The sequence below is a fragment of the Chryseobacterium artocarpi genome (assembly GCF_001684975.1).
Lineage (GTDB): Bacteria > Bacteroidota > Bacteroidia > Flavobacteriales > Weeksellaceae > Chryseobacterium > Chryseobacterium artocarpi.
This window is the reverse complement of sequence record NZ_MAYH01000023.1, coordinates 729,193-744,235: the sequence shown is the minus strand read 5'-3', so window position 1 is coordinate 744,235 and position 15,043 is coordinate 729,193. Positions and strand designations below refer to the sequence as shown.

The 15,043-nt window shown below is 36.5% G+C and carries 8 protein-coding genes; 5 read left to right on the top strand and 3 right to left on the bottom strand.

Annotated features, from left to right (window positions below):
* Positions 1–9: 9 nt before the first annotated feature.
* The 3 genes from BBI01_RS11385 (at position 10) to BBI01_RS11375 (ending at position 2,936) form a co-directional block, all read left to right on the top strand.
* Positions 10–1,965, top strand: coding sequence for an AAA family ATPase (locus BBI01_RS11385; protein ID WP_228393987.1), 1,956 nt, complete (start codon positions 10–12; stop codon positions 1,963–1,965).
* A 142-nt stretch (positions 1,966–2,107) separates the two neighbouring features.
* Positions 2,108–2,650, top strand: a complete 543-nt coding sequence (locus tag BBI01_RS11380) for a hypothetical protein (RefSeq protein ID WP_065394767.1) — start codon at positions 2,108–2,110, stop codon at positions 2,648–2,650.
* A gap of 34 nt (positions 2,651–2,684) precedes the next feature.
* Positions 2,685–2,936 (top strand): hypothetical protein, encoded by a 252-nt coding sequence (locus BBI01_RS11375; protein WP_065394766.1) that lies wholly within the window; start codon positions 2,685–2,687, stop codon positions 2,934–2,936.
* Positions 2,937–3,020: 84 nt separating this feature from the next.
* On the opposite strand, the gene BBI01_RS11370 is transcribed toward BBI01_RS11375, so the two are convergent.
* The 3 genes from BBI01_RS11370 to BBI01_RS11355 form a co-directional block, all read right to left on the bottom strand.
* Positions 3,021–6,107, bottom strand: a complete 3,087-nt coding sequence (locus tag BBI01_RS11370) for an FIDD domain-containing protein (RefSeq protein ID WP_065394765.1) — start codon at positions 6,105–6,107, stop codon at positions 3,021–3,023.
* A 90-nt stretch (positions 6,108–6,197) separates the two neighbouring features.
* Positions 6,198–9,329: an FIDD domain-containing protein gene (locus tag BBI01_RS11365; RefSeq protein ID WP_065394764.1), complete on the bottom strand. Its 3,132-nt coding sequence runs from the start codon at positions 9,327–9,329 to the stop codon at positions 6,198–6,200.
* Positions 9,330–9,594: 265 nt separating this feature from the next.
* Positions 9,595–11,862, bottom strand: coding sequence for a fibronectin type III domain-containing protein (locus BBI01_RS11355; RefSeq protein WP_065394762.1), 2,268 nt, complete (start codon positions 11,860–11,862; stop codon positions 9,595–9,597).
* Positions 11,863–12,331: 469 nt separating this feature from the next.
* Between BBI01_RS11355 and BBI01_RS11350 the strand changes: the two genes are divergently transcribed.
* Positions 12,332–13,861, top strand: a complete 1,530-nt coding sequence (locus tag BBI01_RS11350; RefSeq protein ID WP_165602239.1) for a helix-turn-helix domain-containing protein — start codon at positions 12,332–12,334, stop codon at positions 13,859–13,861.
* Positions 13,858–14,985 carry a tetratricopeptide repeat protein gene (locus BBI01_RS11345; RefSeq protein ID WP_065394760.1) on the top strand — a complete coding sequence of 376 codons (1,128 nt, stop codon included), beginning with the start codon at positions 13,858–13,860 and terminating at the stop codon, positions 14,983–14,985. Before BBI01_RS11350 ends, BBI01_RS11345 begins: the two co-directional genes overlap by 4 nt.
* Positions 14,986–15,043 lie beyond the last annotated feature (58 nt).

Sequence of the window (15,043 nt, the reverse complement as noted above, 5' to 3'; positions counted from 1 at the left end):
ATCGAAAGATTGGAATCACTGACAGAGCTAATAGAATTTACGAACAGAAATGTATTTTTAACCGGGAAAGCAGGAACCGGAAAGACTACTTTTCTCAATGAATTTGTAAAAAACACCCGTAAAAAACATATTATTGTAGCACCCACAGGAATTGCCGCAATGAATGCCGGTGGCGTAACGATTCATTCTCTGTTTTCAATTCCTTCAAGAACGTTTGTCCCCACTACAGAATATGTAGATCCTAATCTTGCAATGAATATCAATGAACTGTTTCCGCATTTTAAATATCGGAAAGATAAATTAAACCTGTTCCGGGAAATAGAGCTGATAATCATTGATGAAGTTTCCATGCTGAGAGCAGATCTGTTGGATATGATGGATCATTCTTTGAGGAGAGTCAGAAGAAATCAATTACCTTTTGGCGGAGCGCAGCTGCTTTTGATAGGAGATTTGTATCAGTTGCCGCCCGTAGTAAGAGAAGACTCTGAGAAGATATTATCAAAATTCTATGAAACACCTTTTTTCTTTTCGGCTAAAGCTTTACAGAATATTCCATTATTAACGGTAGAGTTGATGAAAGTCTATCGGCAGCAGGATGAAAAATTTCTGGAAATCCTGAACTCAGTGAGACATGCTGATCTTTCCGAATTGGATTTTGATGCTCTGAATTCCCGTTACGACCCGGATTTTGAACCCGAAAATGAACATTATATTCATCTTTGTTCTCACAATCGTATTGCAGATCATATCAATCAGAAAAAATTGTCTGAAATTGAAGAAGATTCAAGGTTTTATCAAGCTTCGGTCATAGGGCAGTTTTATGAAACTCAATATCCGGTTGAGGAAGTGATGGAACTGAAATTAGGAACCAGAATTATGTTTATCAGAAATGATTCTTCACCGGAGAAAAAGTTTTATAATGGTAAACTGGCTGAGGTTTCTTATCTGGATGACAACACGGTGAAGGCTATTCTGGATTCAAGTGGAAGAGAAATTACGCTGACAAAAGAAGTCTGGGAAAATAAAAGGTACTTTCTTGATGCTGAAAAAAATATTGTCACAGAAGTATTGGGAAGCTTTGAACAATATCCTATCCGTCTTGCGTGGGCAGTTACCATTCATAAAAGTCAGGGGCTGACATTTGACCGGGTGATTGTAGATGCGGGCAGATCTTTTGCCAGTGGACAGGTATATGTTGCATTAAGCCGCTGCCGGACGTTGGAAGGAATTGTTTTGAAATCCAGAATTCCGGAAAGTGCAATATTTAAAGATGACAGAATTGAAAATTTTCAACGTATTACCAATGTTAATGATTACTTGGAAGACCTATTGGTAAAGGAAAAATATAATTATGTTCTTCATAAAGTTCAGATGACAGTAGATTCAACTTGGTTAAAAGAAGCTGTGAAACTATGGATGACAGCATTGTTTACCACAGAATTATCCAGCCTGGAAAAAGCAGCGCGATTATCTCATTCTATTGAAAAAGAGAGTGATAGGCTTTTTAAAATCTCCGAAAAGTTTAAAAGAATAAGCCAGCAAAGTATTAAGCATTTTATAGAAGAAAATCTGTCATGGACTGAAATTGAAGATAAATGTAAAGGAGCTGTGAATTTTTTCTATAAAAATATAGCAGAACAGATTTTACTGCCGTTAAAGGATTTCTATGCCGAAACTATCGGGGTTAAAGATTTAAAAGTATATAATGAAGAAACAAAAAATCTGCTTTATGAACTTCATGAATACCTTGAAAAACTAAAAGCCTGTTCTTTATTGGATATTGCTTTATTTAATAAGGAGAATGAGCTTGATACTTCGGTAAAGGTGAGCAAAAAGCCTACACATCTTATCACGTTTCAGTTATTTGAAGAGGGTAATACAGCTTTTGATATTGCTGAGAAAAGAAATATTAGCCTTTCGACAGTCCATAAGCACCTTTCAAAAATAGGGGTCAGTGATTTGTGAGTTTTTTTACTTTAAACTGGTCAGTTGTGTTTGAATGATTTACACTGTTTTCTGTTGAGACTAGGTAATTTACATTCTCCTTTTATTTGCTTTGTTAAATTTTAATATCTTTAACCATCAAATCATTAAATTCAATAATCTCATGCAGATAAAACCATTAACATTAATATTAGCCGTTGTATTTCAATTGATAAGTGTAACCGCTTTTTCGCAGAAGAGGGTAGAGCTGAAGACCTTAGTGAACAAAGAATCTGAGTTTGTTTTACCTCAAACAGTTGAAAAAATTACAACAATACTGAATACGGATGCTTCTTATTATGAAAATGCCAATGGAGAAAGATATGCGAGATGGCTTACCAAATCAGGATTGGAGCTTTATACCGCTTTGGGGAAAAACGATTCTGTGGATGAAATCTTTTTTGATATTCCGGATGATAAACCTGTAGTAGTGGCAGGATTACCTTACGGACTTACCCTGAATAAAACAACTTTACAGGAAAGTAAAACCAAATTTGCAAAATATGGAGCAAAAGATCAAAAACTAGGCATGGACAGTGAATTTGAAGGGGGTTCAAAATTGATCTTCAAAAAAGGAAAGCACTATGCTACCTTATTATTTGATGGTAAAAATCTACTTAAGTCTGTAGGAATCACAAAAGAACTGATTGATCCGGCAGCCAACTAAAAAACAAACGACAATAACCATAAAAATTAAACGGATGAAAGAAAAAGATCTAAGCGAATTGACGGATCAGGAACTACTGGATAAAAAACAAAAATTAAAATCAGGTAAAATAATCAATGCGGTTTTGATTGGTTTTTTAATCGGAATTGCAGTATACAGTTCTGTGAAACACGGTATTGGATTCTTCACAATATTTCCTTTAATATTTGTACTGATTTTAACCACTCAATGGAAGAAAAACGATCAGTCAATAAACAGAGAGTTGGAATCCAGAAACCTGAAGTAAATAGCTTGTAAAATAAAACTGCCTCAAAAAATATTGAGGCAGTCTCTTTAAACAAAAAGTATATAAGCAGATGGGTACCAATCTTTAATTTCTATTTTTTACCATGATCCATCCGGTATAAGAAGTGAGCTTGGTAGAGTCTGGTTCTGTCCAGCTTATTTCATACCAGTAGGTTCCGCTGCTTACAGGTATTCCGCTAATGGTTCCGTCCCATTTGTAGCTGTTGTTTTTATCCGAAGAATAGATAAGCTGCCCATATCTGTTGAATATTGAAAACTTTAAATCCTTTAAATAAGAAAGTTCGGAATAATCTAACGTATCATTGATTCCATCGCTGTTGGGTGTAATAGCGTTAACAAGATTGGGAACCAATACTTCCACCTGAACTGGCTTACAGTTGTAAGAATCTTTCACATAGAATGTATTTTTCCCACGCACAAGATTGGTAAATACATTGGAATCCTGCCAGATCATTTCATCTTTTGAATATTGATAAGGAGGTGTTCCGCCTTCTACAGTAAGGGTTACCGTATTATTGTTCACATCTACTTTTTTAATTTTAGGACTTGGAACGGGCATTACATTTACAGTTTGCTTGGTCTGGCAGCCATTGGACGTTAATATTACCCAATAAGTTCCTACAGAAGCAATAATAGACTGTGTGTTGGCACCGGTGCTCCATTGGTATGAAGTATAACCTGGACCAGCATCTAATGTGGTTCTTGCGTCGGGGCAGATGTATTGATCTACCAAAAGAGGTGAGGGATTGGGGCGTGTTACCTTCAATGTTATTTTCGCAAAGTCAAAACATCCGTTTGCGGTGATTACTTTTACATATATTGTTGTATTGGGAGATACGAAGTTTGTGGGAGTAGTAATTTCATTAGTTCCGTTTACGGCATCAGTAAGAGTTGGGTAATATCTTTTCGTTACAGGGTTTGTAGTCGTCACAAGGGCTGTCGTCAGGTCAAAAGTTCCGGTGTTTGTATTATTCTGAACAAAACATCCGCTAAGATCAACGTCCATGATCACAGGCTTTGGATGAAACTCAAGACTGATCTTTGCATTGGCAGTACAGCCTTCTATGGTTGTTGCTTTTACATAAACTTCAGCCGGAGCAACGGATTGAAAAGCATTGGCTGGAATAATTTCATTGATACCTGCGCTAAGATCTGCTAAGGTTCTGTAATATCTTTTTACGGCAGTAGCCGGACCTCCAACATTCGCTGCTGTTAAATCAAAAATACCTGAACCATTGAGATCACACGCTTTTACAGTAGCATTTGTCAATACCAGAGGTTGTACGGTTATATTCACTTTTACCTGCTCACAATCTGTAAATTCAGGATCATTTCCACAGAATTTATACGTAAAAGTATCCACGGTTGTTCCTACATTGGCAATATAGGTCAGAATACCTGTTGTTGAATCTAAAGTTAAAGTACCGTTGGCAGGCGGAGTAACAATCTGTACTGTTCCCGGAACCGGAGTCTGCGTAGAATTGGTAAAAGCAGGTGTAATGGCTGTAGGCGTTCTTGTACTACAGATATTCATTGGTTTTACAGTATTCACGAGGCAGTTTTGTACTTTATACGGATAAGTAGTAAGAGGTGCGCAGGTTCCTTTGGTGATGGAAACTGTATAATTTCCTGATCCTGTAGGAGTGTAGGTGTTTGAGTTGGCACCCGGAATAGGATTGCCATTCAGGTTCCATTGATAATGATCAAAACCGGCTTCCACTTCTAAGATAATTCCGGGAACACATTCTCCGACAGATTTACTGATCACAGGAATAGAATTAAATCCCGCAAAATAACCACCATATCCCAGATTTCCGCTTCCTCCTGCAATTCCTGCAGTGACAGCTTTGGTGGAGGTTACAGTGACATTTCCAGTAATATTCGGAATAGAATAAGATACCCAATCCGGAGTTCCGGTTACAGGGAATGGTCCTTCGGCTGCATTGGTAGGTGTTCCGTTGACCATAACAGTGGCTCCTGTTTGTGTAAGGATATTAAGTTTTACAAATAATGGAGGGTTAAAAGTCGTATAATAAGGTAATTCACCTATTTTTCCGATCTCATCGATGACATTGGGTAGGAAGCAGTTAAGAGGAGGAATATAATTAAAACCTTCCGTTGCATCATTATCTTCAATCCCTGATAAAAGCTGGTAAACATAAACATTTTTTGAAGCTTTAATGTACATATTATGATGTGCAGGACCATTGAGCATATAATTCATTGCGCTGACACGATAGTATTTACCCGCATTAATGGTAGCAACAGGAGTAGGGTTGTTGTTGAGTCTTATCTCTGTGTTATCTTCAGTAGCGACGATGATAGCACCTTCTATTTCAGGGATAAGATTACCTTTTCCTTTGATCAGAACGAATTCATTTCCAAGACGTTCAACAGGCACGGACTGATCCATGATAATGTCTTCTCCGTTATAAGGTGGTGACATCCCGAATTGCCCGTGATAATTTCCGTTAGTCACGGATACAGGTTTGGTGGCTTCTATTTTAGCCCCGATAAATCCGTCTTTATTTCCCGGTTTGTTTGCAAAGCCTGCAAATGTGTAAGATTGTCCTTTATTTAGATTAATTGTAATAGATGGGTGGGTAAGTCCGTTATAGTTGTTGTAAAACCACGTTGTCATAGCATATCCTGAAACCTTAATCTGGGTGTTGTCTTCTGTGGCAAGAATGGAGCAAGAGAAGTTCTGGGAATTCTGGTTATTCATTAATGGAGCATACACGGCATAGAAAAGCTTTCCAAGTCCTGCTTTACCTTTCGATGTTAAAATTTCACCATGATTAACTTCTGAAAATCTATAAGTTGCAAAGAAAGGGAGGTCTCCATGAAGATAAAGTCCACGGGTTTTTACGCTCATGGCATCGGTAGTGTTTTGTCCCACCATTAGGGTAAGAGGAACATCAAAGGTCTGAGGGTTTCCTTTACTGATCGTAACTGTTCCTATAACCGCATTATTATTATAAATGGAAACGGAAAAAGGAACCATGCTGTCTGTAGACAAATAAAGAGCCTGTTTCGGAGATCCGTTGCTGGAACTTGCGATCATCGGGGCAAACCAATGATCCGTATCCCTTTGTGCCAGAATGGTGGAAGAAAAAAGAGATAACAGTAAAATAAGTATAATCTTTTTCATAAAGTATGGAAAAAATGAGTTAAAAATATCTCCGCAAGAGTTTCATGCCCTTGCGGATGATAATATTGAGTTGTAGAGTTCAGAAGATTTTTAATTTTTTAATAGAATCCAGCCGGTATATTTGATAATGGCATCTTGTAATTTGGGTTCTTTCCAGGTGATGACATACCAATACGTTCCTGTAAAGACACTCTTATTACCGGATTTGCCGTCCCATGTATAATTATTAAAGCGACTTCCTGTGAATACATTGTTTCCGTATCGGTCATATACCGTGAAGGAAAGGTCTTTTTTATAAGCAAGGTCTATGTAGGACACTGTGTCGTTAATATTATCACCATTTGGAGTAATAGCGTTGATAATATTGATAACCGTTAATTCTACTTTTACAGGATCACAATTGTAATTGTCCTTCACATAGAATATATTCTGTCCGTTAGGTAACCCTGTGAATGTATTTGAAGCCTGCCAGTGCACATTATCAATAGAATATAAATAAGGAGGATTACCTCCGATTACCGTAAGAGTAGCCTTATTGTTATCAATATCAATGTTCTTGATTACTGGATTTGGGGCTACATTTACAGCTACATCCTGCTTCGTAAAGCAATTGTCATGTTCCAGAATAACCGAATAGAGTCCAGGCTTTACTGTGATAGACGAAGTGGTAGCTCCCGTACTCCATTGATAAGACTGATACCCCGGACCAGCATCAAGAATTGTAGTTGCATCAATACATATAAACTGATTTTTAAGCAAAGAAGATGGTCGTGATGGCGTTACAACAAGAGTAACTGAAGCTATGGACGAACATCCCGAAGCATTGATCACTTTTATATATACAGTGGTATTAGAAGAAATATACGTTGCCGGATTGACAATAGTATTGATTCCTGAAACCGCATCCTGTATGGTTTTGTAATATTCTTTGGTGATTCCTCCTTCGTCAGTAACCGTTGCTTTGGTAAGATCAAAACTTCCTTTATCCGGTTCCGTATCAATAGGGCATGAACTAAGAGATACATTTTGTATAACTGGTGCCGGTGTAAAGGTTAAACTGATTTTTGCCTGTGCAAAACACCCTTCAGCAGTAGCTACTTTTACATATACATCTTTTGGAGCTGGGGAGTTATAAGTATTGGAAGACATGATTTCATTTGTTCCGGCAAGAAGATCTGCCTGAGTAGGATAATATTTCTTAATGCTTCCAGCAGGTCCTCCTACATTGGCAGAAGTAAGATCGAAAATTCCTGTACCATTATTATTGCATGCCTGAATGGTTGCATTATTTGCTGTAACAGACTGTATTATCACATTTGTTTTTACCTCTTCACAATCTGAGAATTCCGGGATGTTGCCGCAGAATTTATAGGTGAAAGTATCTGCAGTTGCTCCAGCATTGGCTGTATAAGTTAAAATACCTGTTGCCGGATTGATTGTCAATGTTCCGTTGGCAGATGGAGTGATAATTTGTACACTGCCTGGCGAAGGGATTTGTGTGGAACTTGTAAATGTTGGTGTAATAGTAACAGGTGTATTGGTAGAACATACCGTTAAAGCTTTTGTAGTATGTGCTGTACAGCTGAACACTTTATAAATCGGTGTTGTTGCAGATGGGCATGTTCCGCCCACAGAAACCGTTACGGTATAATTTCCGGATTGCGTGGGAGTGTAAGTATTGCTTGTTGCCCCAGAAATAGGGTTTCCATTGAAATTCCATTGATAAGTAACATAGCTGTCATCTACTTCCAGCACTATATCAGGAATACAGGTTCCACTTTTTTTGGCAATTACAGGAACAGAAGAGAATCCTGCAAAATATCCTCCATATCCTACATTGCCTTCTCCCGCAGCAATTCCGGCTGTGACAGCTTTTGTAGATTCCACAGTGATATTTCCTGTCACATTAGATACGGAATAAGAAACCCAGTTTGTATTTCCGGATACGGGAAAAGGTCCTTGAGAAGGTAACATAGGATTGCTATTAACAAATACTGTTGCTCCCGCTTCGGTTATAATATTTAATTTGACAATAGGCGTGATGGCTGTATAATAAGGTAAGACGTCAATCTTTCCGATCTCGTCTATTTTTTTCGGAAGAAAACAGCTGAGAGGAGGAATATAATTGGCTCCAATGGTAATTTCAACAAAAGAAGTTGATGTTCCAGCCATCAGTTGATATACATAAGCTTTTTTAGTAGTACGGATACGCATATTATAATGTCCTGTACTATTTTGATTCACGTAAGAAGCAGACTGAATGTGATAAAACTGTCCTTCATTTAATGTAGCAATAGGTGTTGTTTCATCATTTACATAAACCTGCGTATTATTCTCTGTTGCGGTTACTACAGCACCTTCCACATTGCTTGCAATAGGAGCCATACCTTTTACCAGTACAAATTCTTCTCCCAAGCGCTCCACAGGGATCGATTGATCCATAAGGATATCTCCACCGTTATTAGAATTGATAATTTGTCCGTTAAAACTTCCATTGGTAACAGAAATGGGTTTGTCAGCTTCAATTTTAGCTCCCATAAAACCGGTTTGGTTAGATGCTTCATTTCCTTTCCCTTCTACAATATAGGATTGTCCTTTATTCAAGGTGAAAGTCATGGTAGGATTCGTAGCTCCTGTAGTGCCATTGGAAAACTTTACCGAAGAATTGTAATTGGAAATTTTTACAGTAGTATTATCTTCTGTGGCTAAAATACCACACGTGAAATTAGTATTGGATGCTAAAGTAGCTAACGGAGCATATGAAACATAAAACTTGTTACCGATTCCTGCTTTGCCCTTAGAAGTCAGAATCTCCCCATGATTTTTGGTAGAAAATCTGAAAGTACAGAAAAAAGGTTTCTCTCCCTTTACATAAAGTCCGCGTCCAGTTGCTCTGAAAAGTTCAGCCTGAGATCCGGTAATCATCTGATCCGTAGGAATGTCAAAAGACTGAGGATTCCCTTTGCTGATAGTTACCGTTCCTATCAGTAGATTGTTATTATAAATGCTTACAGCAAACGGTATTGTAGAATCTGTAGATAAAAATAAAGCCTGTTTGTTGGAATCATTAAGTCTGGACATCATAGGAGCAAACCAATGTTCCGTATCTCTTTGTGCAGAAAGGGTGCTGCTCATGAGAATAATAAGTATAAAACCAAACAAAAGTCTCTTTAATACTGCAGACCTATATTTTTCCTGATCGTGAATGTTGTTGGTAGTCATTGGGTGGTTTATATTTTAATAGCACAGCATAGCTGTTTTTGTCATTTTTTCGGATTCAATGAAAAAGTGAATGATGGAACATTCAAACAAGTGATAAATGAGTGGAAGAACAATATTGTATGTTCTGTAATGTTCATATCAGAGATGAGTAGAAGTTTTTCATTCAAAAGAAATTTAATGGATATTGATGAAAGAAAATGATTGAAAACTGTCACAAAAGCGGCAGACAGTACACCTGCCGCTTTCATATGACAGTGACAACATATTATTTTTTTACAGCCTTTATTGTTTTAGCTGTTCCGTTCTTAAGGATTACTTTGATCAGATAAGCTCCTGATGGTAACTCCTTTAATGAAACTGATGTTGAAGGACTGGTAATTTCCTTTACGATCTTTCCTGAAAGATCATAGACAGCCATTGAAGATACCTTTTGTTCAGAAGAGATATTGATTGTATCCGTAAATGGATTGGGATATACTGTCAACTCAGCTTTTGCCGAAACCTCACTTGTACCCAGAGATCCGTTTTCCCAATTGACATCATCAATGTAGTATGATACGTTTGTACTGGTTGCATAATCACTGCGGATGGCAAGTCTTGTATTTGCGGGTACTGTAGCAGGTACATTTACGGTATAATAATTGGCATTATATGAAGTGTTTGTTACATCCAATTGTTGAATCAAAACAAAAGATTCTGCATTGGTTGGATCTGCTACATAGCCTACCTTCAGCTTTCCTGTGCTCTGGCTGCTATATGCCTTGAACCTTAAACGATGGGTTCCTGCATTTACATTACTGAACTCAGGTAAAACAGCAATTGCAATATCACCACTTGAAGTAGATCGTAGGCTTATATGTTTGGTCCCTGAAGCTGCCGGTGTACTTCCGTTAATAGTACAAGATGCGATGATTCCGACAGTTATTTTTCCCCAACAAGGTGCATTGGTAATAAGTCCTGTATTATAAGAATCAAAGTTTTCAGATAAATTCGGAACAGGAGCACAAGCTGTTAATATAGACGTTATATTTCCCCATGGTCCCTGATCTGTACTGCTGCATCTTGGTCTTACCCATATATAATAGTTCTTTGCGCTTTCAAGGTTAGAAATAGTGTATGTATTTCCGGATACATTAGTTATATTAGGAACTGTAGAAGCTGTTGGTGGCGTATTATTCAGGCTGTAATAAATATCATATCCTGAAGGTGACGAGCTTGAAGCATTCCATGCTAAGTCAACTGATGAACTTGTAATATTAGAAACTGTAACATTGCTGACCGGAAGACAGTTTGGTTTAGGTTCCCAATATACTTCATCCCAATATATATTCACAGCAGGAACACCACTATGTCTGATAGCAAGTCTTGCGTTGGATGGTACCGTATTAGGAATAATAACTCTGTATTCATACCCATCATAGTTTTTGTTACTGATATTCACAGACTGAACAATATTAAATGTTGAAGCATCCGAGTCATTGGTAACATATCCAATATCCAATACGCCGGGATCACTGCTTACTTTAGCTTTAAATCTCAGCCAGTGAGTTCCGGCATTTACATTACTGAACAGAGGAAGCACAGCCAGGGAAAAATTAGCTGCACTTAATGCGCTTTGGGTTATACCTTTAGAATTATTTACACCAGATCCGGTACCTATCGTCATATAACCAGGACCTAACTTATCCCAACAGTTGGCATTAGCTCCGGTAACTGCTTCAAAGTTTTCAAACATAGAAGCCATAGGATCACATTTTGTTTTAAATGTTCCCCTTAACGACCAGCTACTTTTATCAGAAGCACTGCAAATGGATCTTGCATAGATGTAATATGTTGTAAATGAGTATAGTCCGCTGATGTTGGCAGATGTTGTCATACTCGTTCCGGAAGGAGTCGTAGTTGCCGTTGGTGGAGTATTTGTGCTTGTGTAATAATATTCATATCCACTTCCGGGAGAGGTGGTAGAAGCTTCCCAAGAGATTAAAGCTGTTGAATTGGTAATATTGGACGCTGTAAGTGCTGAAGGAGCAAGACAAGTAGGTGTAGGATTAATTTTTAGGCTGAAATCAACAAACCCACCATAGTTATTAGGACCACATGGGTTTACAGGATTGGGAAATGTACTTCCTGACTGTACTCTTATTCTATAAACTCCCGGTTCTTGAGTGGGAGGAACAAAGAACTGATCATCAACCGTATTAAAAGGAGAAGGCTCTATAGGACCTTCATAGAAATCATCAAAATCTCCATCCGCATTCCAGTCTACCCAAACATAAGATTTAGTACTTCCGCTATGTTCCAGATGTACATTTACTGTGCCTCCAGGGTAAGATGTTACCATTTGACCAGAATTATCTACATAAGCCTGATAAGATGCCGCATCATAATATATGGCCCCTTGATCAGAAAAAACAGCATTTTTCAGATAATTATTCTGACTTGATGCTCCGGCGGTAGGAGTACAATAGGTTTGGGCACTCAATTGCCAGGATGGAATAAGTAATGCCATCCATAATAGGTATTGCTTTCTCATTTTTATTGTTTATATGTTAAAAGAATTTATCATTGTTCAATATTTTTTTAGTGAAAATTCTAAGGATATTGTATGATTTGCCGGAGAGATGAACAAATGAGGTCTGAATCTCTATTTACAGGTTAAAATGTAAGATCAGATTCGGGATTATTTAATTATTGTTTATTATCTATATGAATATTTTCAATAAAATTGTAAATAAGTCTAATATTTTGAATCTGTTTAATGCTTGGGACAATATTAACGTTATATTTGCGCTTTGTAAAGAAATAAGCTTGCATATTTCATTGAATTTACAAGAATTAAAAATGTAATTATTTGAAAATTAACCATTTGTAATTTTTTATTTACAATGGTGATGATAGGTAAGATATTGGGAGAAAGTAGTAGAAAAACAAGTTTTTTTTGGAAAATAACAGGAAAAAATAATGGGTTGATATTATTTTTAATAATGTTGTGCCCTGTCTTTATGAACAGCCAATCAGGTCCCGACTTTAATATTTTGACGGATAGGGCTTTTCAAAAGTTATATCAAAATCCAGAAGACTGTATAAGATATTCTCAGAGCCTTTTGATCAGTGAAAAAAATATTGAGCATAAAACCATTCTGCGAAAAATTATCTCTTGGGCATATGCGATGCAAGGAAATTACGTAGAAGCAGTGAATACTTCCAATCAGAAAGAAGATGAAAATCAGGAAGGGAAACAATCCCGTTTTGTAACAATGTTTGGTAACTTTAATCTTGCGGACCAATACCAGAATTTAGGATTGTTTGAACAGTCCAGAAATATAATTGCCGGAATTTTAGCAGATCAGGATCTCCTGAACAGTAAAAATTTAAAAGAAAGAATGACACTGTCAAAACTATATCAGCTTCAGGCAATCAATGACGGTGTTTCTAAAAAGTATGAGGAAGCCCTGAAAAATTTCGATATTAGTGATCAGTATTTGGACTACGATAATGAGGAAAATAAGATTACAAGACAGGAAAATACTATTTTTCGGGCATTGTATCTGATGAGAGCCAATAGGCGAGAAGAATCTAAAAAGCTGCTTGATGAGGTGATTCATGAGATTGAAAATCAGGGAGATTATGCTTTTCTTGCTGCTTTTGCTTACGAGGCATTGTCACGATATTACTTTTCAAAAGAAGACTATCATACTGCAATACATTATCTGGAAAAAGGGTTTGCCAAGATTGAAAACTTACCTTACAACGATTTAAAGCTTATTTTTTACGAATTATTTACCGAAAACTATCTTGCCCTGAATAACGGTGAAAAATACTCCCATTACAATAATCTATATTCTGATTTAAAGAATAAACTAGACTCTAGTAGGAAAGAAGGTATACAATATATCGTTAAGCTACTGGAAATCTATCATAAAAAGAATATTGAATACCAAAAACAAAACAAATCAATTCAGGTAAAGATTATTGTTAGCATTACTTTATTCCTTATTTTAGGAACTATGGTCTGCTTTTATTACGAACAGACAAAAGGAAAGGATTTGAGAAAACAATTCACCTTTTTTAAAGGGCAAAGGGAAAGGGATATCTCTGCTTCGATTGCTCATGAAGAATCATTGATAAAAGTAAATAAAACTTCAGAAAAAGACCAGGCAAAAGTATCTAAAGAAAAAGAAACTGAAATTCTTGAGAAACTGAAAGAGTGGGAACTTACCGATAATTATTTAAATAAAAACATGTCGATTTCCATTCTTTCTGCTGAAACGGGAATCAATACAAAATACTTATCAGAAGTAATTAATAATAATAAAGGAAAAAATTTTAATGGATACATCAATGAATTAAGAATCAATCATATTGCCTACCTTTTGAGAACAGATCCTGCCTATCTCAATTATAAAGTAAGCTACCTTGCAGAATATACAGGATTCTCTTCACATGGTGCCTTTACCAATGTTTTTAAATCGATTACAGGAATGTCTCCCAATCATTACATTCAGGAAATTATTAAGAATAAGAAATCATGAAACTGTTTACTAAAATTGTCTCTATTGTACTTTTAGGTTGCCAGATTGGTCTTTTCGGACAAAATATTTCGGATGATTCCCTGATTAGAAAGGCAAACCAGGAAATCTACAATAACCCTGACAATGCTGTAAAGATTGCTAAAAAATTACTTCAGAAACAGAAAGATGTTAATAAATTAGTTAAGGTCTATTTAATTCTTTCCACCGCAAGTATCGCTAAAAGGGACTTTGATGAATCTTTGAAAAATCTTCTTGTAGCAAGAGAACTTGTTCAGAAAACCAATAGTCTGAATATCAAAACCAGTGTGTTGATTGCTATTGCAATGCAGTATCAGCAGATGGATTTTTACAGCAAAAGCCTTGAAACATTAGATGAAGCGGGAGAATATCTTATACAGCTTCCTGATAACGATCCGGATAAGTACTTTGAAACAGCAAGAAGCTATGCTTTACGAGGAATGATTCATAAAAGCCAGCTTAATCCGGAAATTGCCCTCCAGGAATTTCTCATCGCAGCCCGGAATTTTGAAAAAGTAAAAGAAAAGGAAACTCATTTTAACCAAAGTATTGTATATTACAATATTGGATACTGCTATCTACTTTTAAATCAATTAAATAAAGCGGAAGAAGCCTTTGTGAAATCTTTGGAGTTTGCCCGCGTAATTAATGCCAATAGTTTAGAAGCATTTGCATTGAAAGGACTTTCGGAAGTGTATAAAAGTAAAAAGGAAAACCAAACAGCAATTAATCTATTGGTCGAAGCGCAAGAACTTTCCAAAAAAATTGGTGACCTTACCCTGAATGAAGGCATCTATAGAGAAATGGCAGAGAATTATCTTGCTATGGGAAACCAGCATCTTTATCAGGCTTACAACGGAAAATTTTTTGAAGCAAGTTTTAACAGAGAACAAAATGAGTTAAGCTCTATCAACCACGCAATTGATGTTCATAATAAGGAAATGCTAAAAAAAACGAAGGAAATTACAGATCATTATAATATTCTTATCGGAGTTGTAGTGGTAATTGGATTATTGATAATGAGTACCTTACTTTATATTACTCTGAAAATGAAAAAGAAAAATAGACAGTATCAAGATGAAATACATAATCTTATCCGTTCGTGAGTTTAAAATTTCAAACTAAAACATAGATAATGTGAAAATCCCCAATACACTAAATATT

Excerpts from the sequence above, each read along its gene's own strand:
- BBI01_RS11355 (WP_065394762.1), bottom strand. The coding sequence starts at position 11,862 with ATGAGAAAGCAATACCTATTATGGATGGCATTACTTATTCCATCCTGG.
- BBI01_RS11380 (WP_065394767.1), top strand. The coding sequence starts at position 2,108 with ATGCAGATAAAACCATTAACATTAATATTAGCCGTTGTATTTCAATTG.
- BBI01_RS11350 (WP_165602239.1), top strand. The coding sequence starts at position 12,332 with ATGAACAGCCAATCAGGTCCCGACTTTAATATTTTGACGGATAGGGCT.
- BBI01_RS11345 (WP_065394760.1), top strand. The coding sequence starts at position 13,858 with ATGAAACTGTTTACTAAAATTGTCTCTATTGTACTTTTAGGTTGCCAG.
- BBI01_RS11365 (WP_065394764.1), bottom strand. The coding sequence starts at position 9,329 with ATGACTACCAACAACATTCACGATCAGGAAAAATATAGGTCTGCAGTA.
- BBI01_RS11375 (WP_065394766.1), top strand. The coding sequence starts at position 2,685 with ATGAAAGAAAAAGATCTAAGCGAATTGACGGATCAGGAACTACTGGAT.
- BBI01_RS11370 (WP_065394765.1), bottom strand. The coding sequence starts at position 6,107 with ATGAAAAAGATTATACTTATTTTACTGTTATCTCTTTTTTCTTCCACC.